This window comes from Afipia sp. MLSD5-FHT05B12 (assembly GCF_058793355.1).
Genome location: NZ_JBXAFS010000002.1, coordinates 358,239 through 374,752, shown reverse-complemented (window position 1 = coordinate 374,752; position 16,514 = coordinate 358,239). Strand labels below are relative to the sequence as shown.

The window sequence follows — 16,514 nt, the reverse complement described above, 5'->3', positions numbered from 1 at the left end:
TATCTCAAACCGGATCTCGCGCCTGCGCCGCGTCCGCCATCGAGAAGAACTCTCCGCCGGACATGACCCCGAACATCTCGCGGCCGTCGACGAGACGAATTTCGCCCATCTCGACCAGATCATAATAGAGCGCGCGTGTGACTTTTGCCCACAAATCCGCACGCACATGGAGGTAAGGCGTTAGGCCGCCGTCGGCGGCGGCCTCAAAGCGCAACCGGTGATCGCCATCGCATGGCACCCATTCGTCGACATTGGTGCGAAAGCTCAGCGTCCGCGCCGCGCCCTCGCCGTCCTTCTCCATCTCGACCGCGAGAAACGGCGCGTCATCGACGCGGATGCCGACTTTCTCCACCGGCGTGACGAGAAAATACTTGCCATTCTCATGCTTGAGAATTGTGGAAAACAGCTTCACCAGCGCTGCCCGCCCGATCGGTGTCCCGAGATAGAACCATGTGCCGTCGCTCGCGATCCGCATATCGAGATCGCCGCAGAATGGCGGATTCCACAGATGAACCGGCGGCAGGCCTTTTGTCGCAGCACCGCGCGCCGCCAGAGTGAGCCCGTCGAGGCGCTGAGCCGGATTCAGCTCCTGTTTCTGCCCTTGGTTCGCCATTGTTTGCCCTGACCGTTGACGCTTCTGTTTGGCACGATTGGTGCAAGCCCTGATACCGAAAGCCAAGAAACCGGGAACGATGACATAGCCGATAAATCATACCCGCGCGCGGTGGGATTACTCGCCACATCGTGATGAGTTTCAAGCCCCCCACCCGCTAATGTGGGGACAGCTTGAATCAGGGAATGCATAAGAGAATACATGGCCTTTGCACCAGTTTAGCATGGGTCTTCGCTAGTGTCCTGAATCCGGCGCTCGCTTCGTTCCACGGCGCTTTCTGCAGCGAACGCCGGATTCAGGACACGAGAAGTCATGATCGCTAGTGGTCCTTTGGTTCGACATTCGCAAAAAGGGCTGCCGAGACGGGATGCGAATGTCGGAACCGGACCACTAGGCAAGGAGCGATGATTATGGCTGGCGCGGAAGGTGTCGAGAAACTGGAAGACGTGATCGTGCGTTCAGCCGAGCAGATCGCGGGTGACATCCGCGCCGCGCGGGAAGCGGTCTCGACTGTGATCTTCGGCCAGGAACGCGTGGTCGAGAATGCGCTGGTGACGATCCTGTCCGGCGGTCACGCATTGCTGATCGGCGTTCCGGGTCTGGCGAAAACCAAACTGGTCGAGACGCTGGGCATCACCCTCGGCCTCGATGCCAAGCGCGTGCAGTTCACCCCGGACCTGATGCCGTCCGATATTCTCGGCGCCGAAGTGCTCGATGAAAGCGTCAGCGGCAAGCGCTCGTTCCGTTTCATTTCGGGGCCGGTGTTCGCGCAGCTTCTGATGGCGGACGAAATCAACCGCGCCTCGCCGCGCACGCAGTCGGCCTTGTTACAGGCGATGCAGGAGCAGCACATCACGGTCGCCGGCGCGCGGCACGATCTGCCGAAGCCGTTCCATGTACTCGCGACCCAGAACCCGCTGGAGCAGGAAGGCACCTATCCGCTGCCGGAAGCCCAGCTCGACCGCTTCCTGATGGAAATCGACGTCGAGTATCCGGATCGCGATGCCGAACGCAGAATTTTGTTCGAGACCACCGGCGCCGAGCAGACCGCCGCGAAGGCGGCGATGACCGCCGAGACGCTGATCACCGCGCAGCGGCTGGTGCGCCGCCTGCCGGTCGGCGATTCAGTGGTCGAGGCGATTCTTTCGCTGGTCCGTTCGGCGCGTCCGGGCGAGGACAGCGGAGAGGTCGGCAAATCGATCGCATGGGGACCGGGTCCGCGCGCCAGCCAGGCGCTGATGCTCGCCGTCCGCGCCCGCGCATTGCTCGACGGGCGGCTCGCGCCCTCGATCGACGACGTACTCGATCTCGCAGAGCCCGTTCTGAAACACCGCATGGCGCTGACTTTCTCGGCGCGCGCCGAGGGCCGCACCGTGACCGACATCATCAAGCAGTTGAAATCACGGATCGGCTGATGGCAGCACGGCCGCAACCCGCACTCCAGGAGATCGAGGCAGTCCGGCGCGCAGATGGTGAAAGCCGTTCGCTCGCCGCGTCGCTGCCGCGTCTCGTGCTGGAAGCGCGGCGCATTTCGGCCAACGTCATCCACGGCCTGCATGGCCGGCGGCGCGCTGGCACCGGCGAGAACTTTTGGCAGTACCGCCGCTTCGTCTCCGGAGAGGCCTCGCAGAATGTCGACTGGCGGCGTTCAGCACGCGACGATCATCTCTATGTCCGCGAGCAGGAGTGGGAAGCCGCGCACACCGTATGGCTGTGGCCGGATCGCTCGAAGTCGATGGCGTTCGCGTCCAGAACCGCGCGTGACAGCAAGCTCGAGCGCGCGCTGGTGGTCACCTTCGCGCTGGCCGATCTCCTGGTGTCCGGCGGCGAACGTGTCGGCATTCCCGGCCTGATGTCTCCGAGTTCGAGCAGCAACATCGTCGACAAGATGGCGCAGGCGATCCTGCACGACACCGCCACGCGGGCAAGTCTGCCGCCGTCGTTCGTGCCGTCGGCGCTCGCCGAAGTCGTGGTGCTGTCGGATTTCTGGTCGCCGGTCAGCGAGATCCGCTCCATGCTCGGTGGTCTCTCGTCGTCGGGCGCGCATGGCACCCTGCTCCAGATCGTCGATCCCGCCGAGGAGACATTTCCCTATTCCGGCCGCATCGAATTCGTCGAGCCCGAAGGCGGCGAGGTCATCACCGCCGGGCGCGCCGAGACATGGGCCAGGGATTACACTGCGCGCGTCGAGGCGCATCGCGCCGCCATCCGCGAAGAAACCGGCAAGCTCGGCTGGCTGTTCTCGACCCACACCACCAATCGCTCCGCCGCTGAACTGCTGCTGTACCTGCACAGCGGCATGATGGTCGCCAAGGGGAGCGCCGGACGCGTCGCCATAACAGCGGGGCGCACCGCATGATGGGCCTGCCGCTTTCATTCGCCGAGCCGTGGCTGCTGATGGGCCTGTTGAGCCTGCCGGCGCTGTGGTGGCTGCTGCGCGTGATGCCGCCGCGCCCGCGGCGCATCGATTTTCCGCCGACGCGGCTCCTGTTCGATATCGCTCCGAAGGAAGAAACTCCGTCGCGCACGCCGTGGTGGCTGACATTGCTGCGCCTGCTCGCCGCCGCGCTGGTGATCCTCGCCGCCGCTGGTCCGGTCTGGAATCCAGGCGAGGGCGTGGCGCGCTCCAGCGCGCCGCTGGTGCTGCTGCTCGACGACGGCTGGAGCGCCGCGTCCAACTGGGAGGCCCGCGTCAGGACCGCGGACGAACTGATTTCCAACGCCGAGTCCGACCGGCGCGCGGTGGCCATCGTGCCGCTGTCGGACTCGACCCGCGACATCACGCTGATACCCGCCGGGACCGCGCGCGTGGCTCTGCGCCAGCTCGCGCCCAAACCCTACGCCGTCGCGCGTGTCGAAACACTGCCGGCGCTGGAGCGCTTTCTCGCCAAGACCGGCGACGGCGAAATCGTCTGGCTCAGCGACGGCATCGACACCGGACGCGGCAGCGAATTCACCGAAGGCCTGACGAAGACGATTCAGGATCGCACACTGACGATTTTCGAAGGCGGCACTCCGCCCGCGCATGCGCTGGCCGCGGCCGAGAACGCCGCAGCCAGGATGACGGTAAAGGTGCTGCGCGCCAACAGCGGCGTCGGCGATGCCGGGCTCGTCCGCGCGCTGGACCAGAAAGGCTCGCCGATCGGCGAAGCGAAGTTTGTGTTCGGCGCGCAGGATCGCGAGACCGAGGCGAGTTTCGATCTTCCGGTGGAACTGCGCAACGACATCACGCGCCTGGAGGTCTCCGGCGAGCGCTCGGCGGGCGCGGTGCAACTGCTCGACAAGCGCTGGCGGCGGCGCGCGATCGGCATCGTCTCCGGCGCGACCAGCGACACCGCGCAGCCGCTGCTGGCCTCGACCTTCTATCTCACGCGTGCGCTGGCGCCGTTCGCGGACGTGCGGCTCGGCGAGCGCGGCTCGCCCGCGGTGGCGATCGGACAGTTTCTCGATCAGAAGCTGCCGATGATCGTGCTTGCTGACGTCGGCACGCTGTCACCGGACATCCGCGACCGTCTCAACACATGGATCGCGCAAGGCGGCGTGCTGGTGCGCTTCGCCGGGCCGCGCCTCGCCGCCGGCGATGACGATCTGGTGCCGGTAAAACTGCGGCGCGGCGGGCGCAGCCTCGGTGGCACCCTGACGTGGGAGAAACCGCAGCCGCTGGCGTCCTTCGCCGCTGACGGTCCATTCGCGGGCCTCACCGTGCCGAAGGATATTACCGTGACGCGGCAGGTGCTGGCCGAACCCGATCCGGCGCTGGCGTCGCGAAGCTGGGCATCGCTCGCCGACGGCACCCCGCTGGTGACCGGCGAACATCGCGACAAAGGCATGCTCGCCCTGTTCCATATCAGCGCGGATATGCGCTGGTCGGACCTGCCGTTGTCTGGCAGCTTCGTCGAAATGCTGCGGCGAATCGTCGATATGTCGGGCTACACGGCCAATGCAGGCGCGGGAGTCGCCGCCGAGGCCGGGGCAGAGACTGTTGCGCCGATCCGCACTCTCGACGGCTTCGGCGCGTTCGGTCCGCCGCCTTCTACCGCAAAGCCGGTGCGCGCGGACTACCGCGACCGCGCCACGCTCGATCATCCGCCCGGTCTTTACGGTCCCGCAGACGGTCCGCTCGCGGTGAACGCGCTTGCCGACGCCGACCGACTCGCACCGCTCGACACGTCCACACTGAAGGCACGGCGCGCGACCTACACCAACGCCGAGCCGCGCGACCTGCGCGGCATCCTGCTCTCCACTGCGCTGGCACTGTTTCTGATCGACGCCATCATCGTCGCCATTCTGGGCGGTGGACTGGCGGCGCTGCTGCGACGCCGCGCCGCGACGGCGGCGCTCGCCATCGCATTCGCGCTCGCTTCTGTCAGCAGCGTGCCCTCGCCGTCTTATGCGCAGGCCCCGAAGGCTCCAGCGGGGAGCACACCCACAAGACCTCCTGCAAGCAGCGCCGCCGATGATGACTTCGCCATCAAGGCCGTCGCGCAGACCCGTCTCGCCTATGTCCTGACCGGCAACGCCGATGTGGATTCGATTGTGAAGGCCGGGCTGTCGGGCCTGACGCTGTTTCTCGCGCAGCGCACCGCGCTGGAAGCGGGCGAGCCGGTCGGCGTCGATCCGGCGCGCGACGAACTCGCCTTTTTTCCGCTGGTGTACTGGCCGGTGATTACGGGCCCGCCGAAGCCATCGCAGGACGCCATCAACAAGCTCGACGCCTACATGAAGCAAGGCGGCACGGTGCTGTTCGACACCCGCGACGCCATTGAGGCGCCGCCGGGTCCCGGCGGTGAATCGCAGACACCCGGCATGCTGACGCTGCGTGAGATTCTGTCCTCGCTCGACATTCCCGAACTGGAGCCGGTGCCGCGCGAACATGTGCTGACCAAGACGTTCTATCTGCTGCGCGACTTCCCCGGCCGCTTCAACTCAGGCCAGACTTGGGTCGAAACGCTGCCGCGCGTCGAAGACGAAGATGCCGCCGACCGTCCCGCACGCGGCGGCGACGGCGTCTCGCCGATCATCATCACCTCGAACGATCTGGCGGGTGCATGGGCGATGCGGGCCGACGGCCAGCCGATGCTGCCGCTGACGCCGGGCGATCCGCGCCAGCGCGAGTTCGCCTTCCGCGCCGGCGTCAACATCGTGATGTACACGCTGACCGGCAACTACAAGGCCGATCAGGTCCATGCGCCTGCGCTGATCGAACGGCTGGGACAATGAGCATGTATGCAGGATCTCCAAGGTTGAGCCGTCACCCTGAGGAGCGAGCCCTTGCGAGCCTCGAAGGGCGACAGCAACACAATGATGGCCTCATCCTTCGAGGCGCGTCGCAAGAGCGACGCGCACCTCAGGATGACGGCAAAGCCGCGGTATAAGTCATGCAGTACGGCATCGCATTCGCACCCCTCGTTCCCACGCTCGTGCTGTGGATCGGCCTTGCCGCGATCGTCGTGATCGCAGCTGTCCTGATGCTCGCGCGTGCGCGCGGCGCCGCGATGCGAGTCGCTGCGCTGGCGCTGATCCTGCTCGCGCTGGCCAATCCGTCATTCACGCGCGAAGAGCGCGAACCGCTCACCTCAGTCGCGGCCGTCGTGGTCGACAAAAGCCCGAGCCAGAATTTCGGCGAACGCACCCGCGAGACCAACGAGGCGCGCGAGGCGCTGGTCGCCCGCCTGAAGGACATCAAGGGGCTTGAGGTCCGCGTCGTCGAGGCCGGACAGGCCGACGGCGAAACCGACGGCACCAGGCTGTTCTCGGCCGTCACATCGGCATTGTCCGACGTGCCGACCGACCGCGTCGCCGGAGCATTCCTGATCACCGACGGGCGCGTCCACGACATTCCCGCCAATGCCGCCGCCATCGGCTTCAACGCGCCGGTGCATGCGCTGATCACCGGACGCAGCAACGAGCGCGACCGCCGCGTCGCCATCGTCGCGGCCCCCCGTTTCGGCATCGTCGGCCAGACCCAGACCATCACCTATCGCCTCGACGATCAGGGCGTGACCAGCCAGAGCGCCCGCGTCGTGGTCCGGCGCGACGGCGATGTGCTCAGCGAGCGCGCGGTGCGCAGCGGCGAACAGGTCAGTGTCACCATCGAGATTCCGCATGCCGGGCCGAACATCGTCGAGATCGAAGCCTCAAAGCTCGACGATGAACTGACGCCGGTCAACAACCGCGCCGTGGTCTCCATCGACGGCGTGCGCGACAAGCTGCGCGTGCTGCTGGTGTCCGGCGAGCCGCATTCCGGCGAACGCACCTGGCGCAACCTGCTGAAATCGGACGCCAGCGTCGATCTGGTGCATTTCACCATTCTGCGCCCGCCCGAGAAGCAGGACGGCACCCCGATCAACGAACTGTCGCTGATCGCGTTTCCGACGCGCGAACTGTTCCAGCAGAAGATCAATGAATTCCAGCTCATCATCTTCGACCGCTACGCGCGTCAAGGTGTGCTGCCGATCTCGTATTTCGACAACATCACACGCTATGTGCGCAACGGCGGCGCGGTGCTGGTGTCTGCCGGTCCCGATTATGCGAGCCAGACCAGCATCTGGCGCACGCCGCTCGATGCGATCCTTCCCGCAGAGCCGGTCGGCGTCAGCGAACAGGCTTTCACGGCGCGCCTGACCAATATCGGCAAGCGCCATCCGGTGACGCGCGGGCTTGAAGGTTCCAGCAGCGAGCCGCCGCACTGGAGCCGTTTCTTCCGCCTGATCGACACGCGCAATCCTGCCAACCCGCCGATCATGGAAGGCGCCGACGGCAAGCCGCTGCTGCTGCTGTCGCGGCAGGGCGAAGGCCGCGTCGCGCTGCTGCTGTCCGATCACATCTGGCTGTGGGCGCGCGGCTATGAGGGCGGCGGCCCGCATCTCGATCTGCTGCGGCGAATGTCGCACTGGCTGATGAAGCAGCCGGATCTCGACGAGGAAGCGCTGCGGCTAAAAGTCGAAGGCCGCGATCTCGTCGCGGTGCGCCAGACCATGGCCGACACCGTGCAGCCGGTCACCATCACCTCTCCGTCCGGCGTGACGCGCCAGGTGACGCTGAGCGCCGGGGAGCCCGGCGAATGGCGCGCGTCAGTCAGCGCCGACGAGCTCGGCCTGTGGCAGGCGACCGACGGTTCGCTGAAGGCGCTGATTAATGTCGGCCCGGTGAACCCGAAGGAATTCGCGGAAGTCACATCGACGACGGAGGCGCTGCGCCCACTGCTACAGGCGACCGGCGGCGATACCCGACGCGTGGCTGACAGCGGCAGCATCGACCTGCCGCGCGTCTTGCCGGTGCGCGCCTCGACGGTGTTTCGCGGCGAGGGCTGGCTCGGGGTCAAGATGCGCGATGCCAGCGTCGTGCGCGGCATCGGCGTGCTGCCGATCTTCGCCGGTTTGATCGGTCTGTTGCTGCTGCTCGGCGCGTTCGCCAGCACCTGGCTGCGCGAAGGCCGCTAGCTGCCGCTTCTCGGCCATTGGCCGACTGGGCCAATGAACGCGCTGGCCGGAAATCCGGATGGGTGATGTGGCAGGAAGTTATGCTGCCGAACGCCGGGCCATCGCGACTGACAGCATCGAGATCAGCTCCGATAACGGAACATGGACGCTGACCGGCTTCAGCTTGAACTGGAAGGTCATGATCGCTTCGTGGCAGCGGAGCCCCTTGCCGCCTTTGACCAGGCCCAGATCCCGAATGAGCTTGTAGGTTTTACCGTCCGCCATTCGCACAAGACGGACGTTCTCAAAATACCTGAGCATTCACGCTCTCCTCGCGCGGATGAGAACAGCCGTTCGTTACGATTCGGTCAACCATAACAGCCGTGTGACAAGCCGCGCTCTGTGTCCTTTTGGCCTCGCGCCGCAGCTTTCGTCCTCATCTCCCGGCCTCGCGGTTGACACTCCGGCCTCGACCGGCAATGTTACATTATAACATCCGGAACCGGCTCCATCTGCGGCTGGACCGGATGAAACGGGGCGTATCTGCCGATGAACTGGCTGCGATCGAAGGCAAGGAGGCTGTCACTGCTGGCGCTGTTCGCGCTGGCGCTGCAACTCGGCCTGTCGTTCGGTCACACCCACCACGACATCGCCGTTGCCGGCATCGCCGCGAGCCAATCGCAGGCATCGGTGCCCGACACCGATCACGACCAGCATGCCCATCGCGACCTGTGCGCCATCTGCGCAACGATGGCGATGGCCAGCAGCCTGGTCGCGGCCGCGCCGCCATCGCTTCCGGTGCCTCTGACGGTCACCGCCTCCAAGACGGCCTTTGAGTCTGAAGCCATCGCTGGCGACTCCCGCCGCGGCGCGTTCCGCTCCCGCGCGCCGCCGCACGCCTGACTCGAAAACTGTCCGATCCCGACGCTCGCCGCAGGTGATCGCGGGACATTCGAGGTTAGCCGCCCGGCCCCGCATGACGGGATCGGAGGCGGCATCAGGATCAAAGCATCATGTCGTACAAGTTTCTTCGCGCCTCGCTGGCCGGCGGCTCCGCCGTCGCGATGGCGCTTCTCGTCAACGGCGCCGCGCGGTCGCAGCAGAGTGATCCGGGCGCGGGCACCACGCTCCCTGAAATTGCTGTCGAGGCACCGAGCCCGATCCAGCGGCCGCACCGGCATCGCGCAGAGCCCGGCCGGACCACAGCCGCTGCGCCTGCCGCCGCACCTGCACCTAATCCCGACACCTATGCGGGCACGCTGCCAATCGTCACCGATCAGTTCGCCACCGTCACCGTGGTGCCGAACGAGGAAATCCGCCGCAGCGCGGCTTCGACTCTCGGCGATCTTCTCAACAACAAGCCCGGCATTACCGGCTCATCCTTCGCGCCCGGCGCATCGAGCCGGCCCATTATTCGCGGACTCGACGTCAACCGCGTCGGCATTGTCGAGAACGGCATCGGCAGCAATGGCGCATCCGATCTCGGCGAAGATCATTTCGTGCCGATCGATCCGCTCTCCACAAATCAGGTTGAGGTCATTCGCGGCCCCGCAACGCTGCGCTATGGGTCGCAGTCGATCGGTGGCGTGGTCAGCGCCAGCAACAACCGCATTCCCGACACGCTGCCGTGCAGCGCGGTGCCGTCGATCCAGACCTACGGCTACAACGTCAAGGCGCCGCAGCTCTCCGCGTCGAATCCCTGCGCCAGTTTCGAGACCCGCTCTTCGCTCTCCAGCGTCGATCTCGGCCGTGAAGGCGCGGTGCTGCTCGACGCCGCCGGCAACAATGTTGCGATCCATGCCGACGCGTTCGCGCGCAAGACCGAAGATTACAGCGTTCCGAACTCGCCCTACCGCTTCGATCCGACGCGGCCGTTCACCGGCAAGCAGCCGAATTCATCGACGCAGTCGGATGGCGCCTCGATCGGCGGATCGTACTTCTTCGCGGGCGGCTTCATCGGCGCGGCGATCCAGCAGAACAACAGCATCTATCATATTCCCGGCATCGACGGCGAAGAGCACCGCACCCGCATCAGCGCGCGGCAGACCAAGTTGACGGTGAAGGGGGACTATCATCCGGACAGCAAGGCGATCGACGTGATCCGGTTCTGGGCCGGCGCGACCGACTACAAGCACAACGAAATCGGTCTCGCCGATCCGGCGGATTTCTCCAGCGACGGCGTGCGCCAGACCTTCACCAACAAGGAGCAGGAAGGCCGCGTCGAAGTGCAGTTCGCGCCGCTGAACCTGCGTTTCGCGGCATTGACCACCGCGGTCGGCGTGCAGGCGTCGCATCAGGAACTGACCGCGCCGAGCCCGGACGATCCGGGCAGCCCGCTCAACGGCCTGTGGGACCCGAACAAGAACACCAAGGTCGCGGGCTACATCTTCAACGAGTTCAAGTTCAGCGACGTCACCAGGGCGCAGGTCGCCGCGCGCGTCGAACACGTCAATCTGAGCGGCACCACGCCGGCCTTCGTGCCGGAAGTGTTCGACCTGAACGTCGATCCCGCCGGCATCGGCCCTGCCACGCCGCGCAACCTGAACTTCACGCCGAAGAGCGGCAGCGTCGGCCTGATCCAGAACCTGCCGTGGAATCTCGCGGCCAGCATCACCGGCCAATACACCGAACGCGCGCCGAAGCCCGCGGAGCTGTTTTCGCGCGGCGGCCACGATGCCACCACCACCTTCGATATCGGAAATCCAAATCTTGGTATCGAGACTGCGAAGTCGGTTGAGGTTGGCCTGCGGCGTGCGACGGGGCCGTTCCGGTTCGAACTGACCGGCTATTACACGCGCTTCGACGGCTTCATCTATCGCCGCCTGACCGGCAACACATGTGAAGACGTTGCGTGTCAGGCCGGTCCGGGACTCGAGCTCAATCAGGCGATCTATTCGCAGAAGGACGCCACCTTCCGCGGCGCCGAATTCCAGTTCCAGTACGACGTGCTGCCGCTCTGGGCCGGACAGTTCGGTGTCGAAGGACAGTATGACATCGTGCGCGCCACCTTCACCGATGGCACCAACGTGCCGCGGATTCCGCCGCAGCGGCTTGGCGGCGGCATCTACTATCGTGACGCCAACTGGCTCGCGCGCGTCAACCTGCTGCATGCCTTCGCGCAGAACGACATCGGCGGCATCGAGACCTCGACGCCGGGCTATAACCGCCTGCGCGCCGAGTTGAGCTACACCACAAAGCTTGCCAAGACCGACTGGTGGGGCGCGCAGCAATTCACCTTCGGTGTCGTCGGCGACAACCTGCTCAACGAGGACATCCGCAACTCCGTATCCTACAGCAAGGATCAGGTCCTGCTGCCGGGCATCGGCGTGCGCATGTTCGCGAATGTGAAGTACTGAGGCAGAGGGGCGGACTGCACAAACCTCCCATACGAATGTCGTCCCCGCTTTCGCGGGGACGACACTGAATACGTGATGAGTAGTCTCGATGAACTCAGAGAGCCCGCGCGAACGTCCAGTCCGGGCGGACAGCGCCGCTGACGCCTTCAAATGCGCCGTCGACCAGTTCATGCACCAGCAGCCGGGCATGATCGACCGGCCCCGGCATCGTCGCGCGGCCCTTCGGAATCCGCTTGAATCCGACACGGCTGTAGTAGGCCTCGTCGCCGACCAGCAGCACCAGCCGGTGCCCCTTGGCCTTCGCATCCTTCAGCGCGCGGTCGAGCAGCGCCCGCCCGACGCCGCGATCGCGAAACGGCGGCTCGACGGTGAGCGGCCCAAGCAACAGCGCCGGCGTGTTGCCGATACAGATCGGCAGTTGCCGCACCGAGCCGACCATCAGCGTGCCGATCCGCGCGGTGAATGACAGATCGAGCAGATGATCGACATGCTCGCGCAACCGATAGGCGCTGAGTACGTAGCGGCCCGGCCCGAACGTGCGCTCGTGCAGGCGCTCGATGGGCTGCTCGTCGCCGGGGGTCTCGGCCAGAATGGTCAGGGAAAGATCGGACATGATGGACCGCGAATTAGCATTTGGGGCAAGGATGGTCTACGGCTCAACGGGTCATCCGGGCTGAAATCTCCGTCCTTCATACGAGTTCGTCCGCTGTCATTCCGGGATGCGCGTTCTTCACGCGCAGGCCCGGAATCCAGAACATGGATTCCGGGTTCGCTCGCGGAGTGCTCGCGCCCCGGAATGCCCCGGTTGGTTAAATCCAGTCCTCGGTCAAAGGCCGGTTATCCAGCACTTCGGCGATCCGCGCCCGCGTGCCGCGGGTGGTGTCCGGCGGCAGCTCCGCAACGCCGAAGAAGCCGCAGGCCACGATTTCGTGGTTGGGCTCCGGCATCCGGTCCTGACGGTACAGGCGCACGACATAGACCGCGACATGGTCGCGCGGCGACACCCGGCGGTTGAAAAACAGGCCATGCAGGAGCGGCTCGCCGGTCATCTCGATCCGCCCCTCCTCGATCAGTTCGCGCTTCAGCGAACTCAAAAAGGTCTCGCCGGTCTCGACGCCGCCGCCGGGCAGATGCCAACCCGAGACGTAGCTATGCTTGACCAGAAACACGCGGTTCTCGCCGTCGAGGACCACCGCGCGCACGCCGAGCGTCATGCCCCGCGCAAACCGCGAATAGAAATGAAAGACGCGCCGGAGCAAAGGCTCGAACTTCAGGCGAAAGTTTGGGGGGTCATTCGTCAAAATCAGTTCCGAAATCCAGGATGCCGTCACGGCCGGATTTATTCCGGTCATCCACGTCCTGCGAACCATCAAGGAAGGCGTGGGCGCCCGGGTCAAGAGGGCGTTCACGCCCGTCTTCGACGGGCTATGCCCGGACATGACGATGTGCGGGATTTTGAATATCATGACATTTCGAGCTAACGCATGTAACAGAAGTTCATGACGCCGTTCGTGCTCGCGCATCTGTCCGATCCGCATCTCGGCCCGATGCCGCGGCCGCGCCTGCGCGAACTCGCGGGCAAGCGCGCGATCGGCTATCTCAACTGGCAGCGCAAGCGGCACATGGTCCATCGCCGTGAGGTGCTGGGCGAACTCGTCGCCGACATGCATGCGCAGCAGCCCGATCACATCGCCGTCACCGGCGATCTCGTCAACATCGCGCTGCCGCTGGAATTCGCCGAGGCCCGCAGATGGCTGGAGAACGTCGGCACGCCGGAGGATGTGTCGCTGGTGCCAGGCAATCACGACGCCTATGTGCGCGGTATCCGCGATCATTTCCCGCAGGTGTGGGCGGACTATTTTCGCGGCGACGGCGCGGCAACGAACAGTGACGCGACATTTCCCTATCTGCGGCGGCGCGGGCCGCTTGCGCTGATCGGCGTGTCCACCGCTGTTCCCACAGCGCCCTTCATGGCGACCGGGCGGCTCGGTCAGCAGCAGCGCGGCGATCTTGAGAAGCTGCTGCCGCAGCTTGCTGCCGAAAAGCTGTTTCGCGTGTTGCTGATCCATCATCCGCCGGTGACAACACCGGGCCGCTGGGCGGCGCGGCTGCGCGATTCCGATGAATTGCTGGATCTGGTCGCACGCCATGGCGTCGAACTCGTGCTGCACGGCCACGATCATCGCCATGCCACCGTCTGGCTCGACGGACCGTATGGGCGCATTCCGGCAATCGGCGTGCCGTCAGCCTCCGCGATGGCGCACGGGCACAATCATCCCGCAGCCTACAATCTTTTTTCAATTGAGCGGGCGGGCGATACGTGGCGCTGCGACCATCGCGTGCGCGGATTCGCCAACGGCATGTTGCTCGGCGAGATCAAGAACGAGAAGCTGATTTAAATTCCGCGCAGCGCCATCACCAGCGCGAAGCCGAACAGCGCGGCGAGGCCTGCGGCGAATCCGAACGCGAAGGTCCAGACAGCGCTGCGCTGCCTGGCCGGTGCAACAGCGACGACAGTGGAAGGTGCCGCTGCCGGCGTCACCACCATTGCATGCTCACGCTCGATCATGCGGCGCGCGATATAGTCGGTGACCGCATCGACCATCACAGGAATGTCGTGCGATTCAGCGATCACGATGCGGCCAAAACGGGTGTCCTGCGTGAAGCGATAGATGCGCTTGTCGCGGCCCATCGCGATGTGCGCGACGGCGTCGATCCACAGCCTCGGCGTGTCGCCCTGGCTGATGCCGCGATCGAACAGATCGACCCCGGCGGGAATCTCCGAGAACAGCGAATCGAGCGCATCGTTGAGAATTTCGAGCCGGGCGACTTCGGCGTCGCGCAGATCGACCACCACGCTGGTGCGGTCGGCGGCTTCGATCCGGGCTTTTCGCAAGGCATCGCGCAGCCGAAACGGGTTCGGTTTACCGGCCGAATCGCTCGGGACGCTCTGTTCCGCCATGACCTGAAACCTTGGGGTTCGATAGGTTTGTTTCGACACCCTTAATCTATCAGTAACCCTGTTCCCCCGCCAAGGCCTCAGGCCCTTTGGTGCGTGGTTTCACGGCGTTGTTCATGTCCCAAAATGAAAAACGGCCCTGTCCGGAGTGGAACAGGGCCGTAAATTGTGGCGGGCGACGAACCCCGCCCGGGAGTTGTCAGGAGCCCGAGCGGTTCGGCTCTTCAACGATGGAAAAGCGAACGCCTGCGCGATGACGGTTCTCTTCCGAAACCGTGCGCCATGCATCCTCGGCTTCCTTGCGGGTCTTGAAGGGGCCCTGAACCTGTGCCGATCCTTCCACCAGCTTGTGGAAGTTCATCGAGCCAAACTCGCCGCCAATCACCCAGAAATTGCTGCCGCCGCTCATTGAAGTCTCCGTTCGTTAGCTTGAGCGCATCAGGCTGTTTTCGTGAGCATGTTTTCGGAAACCGATCGGCTTCCCATCATGCCCGGCATCTCAGCCGTTAGCGCTTCTCGCCGTGTATCTAATCACGTTGCCGCCGTTTGTAATGAAAATTTTGCAATAATCCAGTGCGGCAGCTCATAAACCCTCAGTCGGATGAGAAGCCGAACGGAACGCTCAGCCGCCGGTAGTCGTCGGGAAGCAGTTCGCGGCCGATCGGAAGTTCGGATCGCGCGGCGCATGTCGGACGATGGCAGACGCGGCACGCGACGCCGATCGGCGTCGGCGCATCGGCGCGCGGCCCTGATTCATCGCTGGTATAAATCAGCTTGTCGGCATGCTCGGCCGCGCAGCCGATCGCAATGGCACGCTCCACGCGCACGGCGCCGAACGAGCCGCCACCGGCGGTCACCGTGCGGGCGATGGAAAAGAATCGCTGACCGTCGGGCAATTCCAGCCACTGCGTCACGATCTGGCGCGGCGTTTTGAAAACCCCGTGAACCGACCACAGCGGACAGGCCCCGCCGTGCTTTGCAAAGGGAAATCCGGCGCCGTCGAGCAGCTTGGAAATATTGCCGGCCGGATCGACGCGGATCAAAAAGAACGGGACCTTTTCCGAACCCGGCCGCTGCAATGTCGTGATGCGATGCGCCGTCTGCTCGAAACTGGTTCCGAACTGGCGCGCCAGCGCTTCCATGTCGTAACGGCGTGCCTCCGCCGCTTTCACGAATGCGGAATACGGCATGATGAGCGCCGCGGCGGCGTAGCTCGCCAGCGACCGATGCGCCAGCAATTCAGCGCTCTTGCTGGTGAACTGGCCGGCTTTCAGCGCCGTCCCGATCTCATCCTGAAATTCGAGATAGGCGAGTTGCTGGGCCAACTGGAAATTGAAACTCGCGGTGTCGAGCGAGTCGTCAAACAGGATTTCCTTGCGGTGACGATCCAGCCGCCGGACAGAGCCAAGCATGACATCGGGCGGCAGATGGCGAACACGAAGATTATGATGACTGCTCAGCCGTTCGATAAACCAGGCCTGATCCGCATGGCCGTGCAGAATACGCTCCGCCGCGTCGTCAAGATCCGCGAAGTTATTCCGGCGCGCGGCCAGAAACCGCCGCACTTCCGCGACCGGATCGTTGACGTCCAGACCGCCGCGGCCCGAGCGCGATGCAGTCCCCTTCAAACCGGGACTTCTGCGATCCGCCAGTGCGAGCTGCTCCTCGCGGTAGGCGGTGTAGAGCCGCAGGAATGCCTCCGCCAGTCCCGGATAGCCGATGGCAATATCGCTGATTTCAAGCGGGGGAATATCGATGTCGGCAAACATCGGCTCCTTGAGGACCGCCTGCATGCGCGCGGTATGATCGGCGCCGCCATCGCCCGCGAGATCCGCGAGATCGATCTTGTAGGTGCGCGCGAGGCGAAGCAGCATGTCCGCCGTCACCGGCCGCTGATTGCGCTCCAGAAGCGCCACGTAAGGCGCGGATATGTCCAGATCGGCCGCCATATCGGCCTGGGTCAGGCCAAGGTCGCGCCGCAGCCGCCGCAGCCGCGGGCCCATGAAAACCGAGCGGATTGTCGATGTCGCCATGGGTAAGAATCTACCACATAACCGCCGAATGTAAAGTAATTACAGCATTACAACTAATGTTTGTAAAGTCTGACAAGCTATCTTCGAAACCCCTAGCGACCTGTGGGGCTTGGCGTAAAACCAACGCCAACT

General features: G+C 64.7%; 14 protein-coding genes. 7 read left to right on the top strand and 7 right to left on the bottom strand.

Annotated features, from left to right (window positions below; all coding sequences use genetic code 11):
* Positions 1–4: 4 nt before the first annotated feature.
* Positions 5–613 (bottom strand): DUF1285 domain-containing protein, encoded by a 609-nt coding sequence (locus AC1Q6J_RS04015; protein WP_492278041.1) that lies wholly within the window; start codon positions 611–613, stop codon positions 5–7.
* 410 nt (positions 614–1,023) lie between these two features.
* Between AC1Q6J_RS04015 and AC1Q6J_RS04010 the strand changes: the two genes are divergently transcribed.
* The 4 genes from AC1Q6J_RS04010 (at position 1,024) to AC1Q6J_RS03995 (ending at position 8,055) form a co-directional block, all read left to right on the top strand.
* The gene (locus AC1Q6J_RS04010; protein WP_492278040.1) at positions 1,024–2,028 is read left to right on the top strand and encodes an AAA family ATPase; all 1,005 of its coding nucleotides are present in this window, start codon (positions 1,024–1,026) and stop codon (positions 2,026–2,028) included.
* Positions 2,028–2,972 carry a DUF58 domain-containing protein gene (locus tag AC1Q6J_RS04005; protein ID WP_492278039.1) on the top strand — a complete coding sequence of 315 codons (945 nt, stop codon included), beginning with the start codon at positions 2,028–2,030 and terminating at the stop codon, positions 2,970–2,972. Before AC1Q6J_RS04010 ends, AC1Q6J_RS04005 begins: the two co-directional genes overlap by 1 nt.
* Entirely contained in the window at positions 2,969–5,833 is a 2,865-nt protein-coding gene (locus AC1Q6J_RS04000; protein WP_492278038.1) for a DUF4159 domain-containing protein, read from the top strand. The genes AC1Q6J_RS04005 and AC1Q6J_RS04000 overlap by 4 nt, the downstream gene beginning before the upstream one ends.
* A 158-nt stretch (positions 5,834–5,991) precedes the next feature.
* A complete protein-coding gene (locus AC1Q6J_RS03995) occupies positions 5,992–8,055 on the top strand; it encodes a hypothetical protein (RefSeq protein WP_492278037.1) in 2,064 nt (687 codons plus the stop codon).
* A gap of 78 nt (positions 8,056–8,133) precedes the next feature.
* Here the strand turns inward: AC1Q6J_RS03995 and AC1Q6J_RS03990 are convergent, their stop codons facing one another.
* The gene (locus AC1Q6J_RS03990) at positions 8,134–8,355 is read right to left on the bottom strand and encodes a hypothetical protein (protein ID WP_492278036.1); all 222 of its coding nucleotides are present in this window, start codon (positions 8,353–8,355) and stop codon (positions 8,134–8,136) included.
* 228 nt (positions 8,356–8,583) lie between these two features.
* Between AC1Q6J_RS03990 and AC1Q6J_RS03985 the strand changes: the two genes are divergently transcribed.
* Positions 8,584–8,937 carry a DUF2946 family protein gene (locus AC1Q6J_RS03985; protein ID WP_492278035.1) on the top strand — a complete coding sequence of 118 codons (354 nt, stop codon included), beginning with the start codon at positions 8,584–8,586 and terminating at the stop codon, positions 8,935–8,937.
* Between the two features lie 110 nt (positions 8,938–9,047).
* Positions 9,048–11,390: a TonB-dependent receptor gene (locus AC1Q6J_RS03980; protein ID WP_492278034.1), complete on the top strand. Its 2,343-nt coding sequence runs from the start codon at positions 9,048–9,050 to the stop codon at positions 11,388–11,390.
* A 94-nt stretch (positions 11,391–11,484) separates the two neighbouring features.
* On the opposite strand, the gene AC1Q6J_RS03975 is transcribed toward AC1Q6J_RS03980, so the two are convergent.
* Entirely contained in the window at positions 11,485–12,003 is a 519-nt protein-coding gene (locus AC1Q6J_RS03975; RefSeq protein WP_492278033.1) for a GNAT family N-acetyltransferase, read from the bottom strand.
* A 196-nt stretch (positions 12,004–12,199) separates the two neighbouring features.
* The gene (locus AC1Q6J_RS03970) at positions 12,200–12,604 is read right to left on the bottom strand and encodes an NUDIX domain-containing protein (RefSeq protein WP_492278032.1); all 405 of its coding nucleotides are present in this window, start codon (positions 12,602–12,604) and stop codon (positions 12,200–12,202) included.
* Between the two features lie 285 nt (positions 12,605–12,889).
* Here AC1Q6J_RS03970 and AC1Q6J_RS03965 point away from each other — a divergent pair, with 285 nt between their 5' ends.
* Positions 12,890–13,789, top strand: a complete 900-nt coding sequence (locus tag AC1Q6J_RS03965; RefSeq protein WP_492278031.1) for a metallophosphoesterase family protein — start codon at positions 12,890–12,892, stop codon at positions 13,787–13,789.
* Here the strand turns inward: AC1Q6J_RS03965 and AC1Q6J_RS03960 are convergent.
* The 3 genes from AC1Q6J_RS03960 to AC1Q6J_RS03950 all read right to left on the bottom strand — a co-directional run bounded on the left by AC1Q6J_RS03960 (position 13,786) and on the right by AC1Q6J_RS03950 (position 16,382).
* On the bottom strand, positions 13,786–14,352 hold the full coding sequence (locus tag AC1Q6J_RS03960) for a hypothetical protein (RefSeq protein WP_492278030.1): 567 nt from the start codon (positions 14,350–14,352) through the stop codon (positions 13,786–13,788). The two genes, AC1Q6J_RS03965 and AC1Q6J_RS03960, sit on opposite strands and share 4 nt — an antisense overlap.
* A gap of 196 nt (positions 14,353–14,548) precedes the next feature.
* Positions 14,549–14,758, bottom strand: coding sequence for a DUF4170 domain-containing protein (locus AC1Q6J_RS03955; RefSeq protein WP_492278029.1), 210 nt, complete (start codon positions 14,756–14,758; stop codon positions 14,549–14,551).
* 184 nt (positions 14,759–14,942) lie between these two features.
* A complete protein-coding gene (locus tag AC1Q6J_RS03950; protein WP_492278028.1) occupies positions 14,943–16,382 on the bottom strand; it encodes a helix-turn-helix domain-containing protein in 1,440 nt (479 codons plus the stop codon).
* Positions 16,383–16,514: the final 132 nt, after the last annotated feature.

Bases quoted from the DNA above. Each gene is read 5' to 3' on its own strand.
- AC1Q6J_RS03995 (WP_492278037.1), top strand. From the start codon at position 5,992: ATGCAGTACGGCATCGCATTCGCACCCCTCGTTCCCACGCTCGTGCTG.
- AC1Q6J_RS03980 (WP_492278034.1), top strand. From the start codon at position 9,048: ATGTCGTACAAGTTTCTTCGCGCCTCGCTGGCCGGCGGCTCCGCCGTC.
- AC1Q6J_RS03950 (WP_492278028.1), bottom strand. From the start codon at position 16,382: ATGGCGACATCGACAATCCGCTCGGTTTTCATGGGCCCGCGGCTGCGG.
- AC1Q6J_RS03990 (WP_492278036.1), bottom strand. From the start codon at position 8,355: ATGCTCAGGTATTTTGAGAACGTCCGTCTTGTGCGAATGGCGGACGGT.
- AC1Q6J_RS04000 (WP_492278038.1), top strand. From the start codon at position 2,969: ATGATGGGCCTGCCGCTTTCATTCGCCGAGCCGTGGCTGCTGATGGGC.
- AC1Q6J_RS03960 (WP_492278030.1), bottom strand. From the start codon at position 14,352: ATGGCGGAACAGAGCGTCCCGAGCGATTCGGCCGGTAAACCGAACCCG.
- AC1Q6J_RS03955 (WP_492278029.1), bottom strand. From the start codon at position 14,758: ATGAGCGGCGGCAGCAATTTCTGGGTGATTGGCGGCGAGTTTGGCTCG.
- AC1Q6J_RS03985 (WP_492278035.1), top strand. From the start codon at position 8,584: ATGAACTGGCTGCGATCGAAGGCAAGGAGGCTGTCACTGCTGGCGCTG.
- AC1Q6J_RS04005 (WP_492278039.1), top strand. From the start codon at position 2,028: ATGGCAGCACGGCCGCAACCCGCACTCCAGGAGATCGAGGCAGTCCGG.
- AC1Q6J_RS03975 (WP_492278033.1), bottom strand. From the start codon at position 12,003: ATGTCCGATCTTTCCCTGACCATTCTGGCCGAGACCCCCGGCGACGAG.
- AC1Q6J_RS03965 (WP_492278031.1), top strand. From the start codon at position 12,890: ATGACGCCGTTCGTGCTCGCGCATCTGTCCGATCCGCATCTCGGCCCG.
- AC1Q6J_RS04010 (WP_492278040.1), top strand. From the start codon at position 1,024: ATGGCTGGCGCGGAAGGTGTCGAGAAACTGGAAGACGTGATCGTGCGT.
- AC1Q6J_RS04015 (WP_492278041.1), bottom strand. From the start codon at position 613: ATGGCGAACCAAGGGCAGAAACAGGAGCTGAATCCGGCTCAGCGCCTC.
- AC1Q6J_RS03970 (WP_492278032.1), bottom strand. From the start codon at position 12,604: ATGACGCTCGGCGTGCGCGCGGTGGTCCTCGACGGCGAGAACCGCGTG.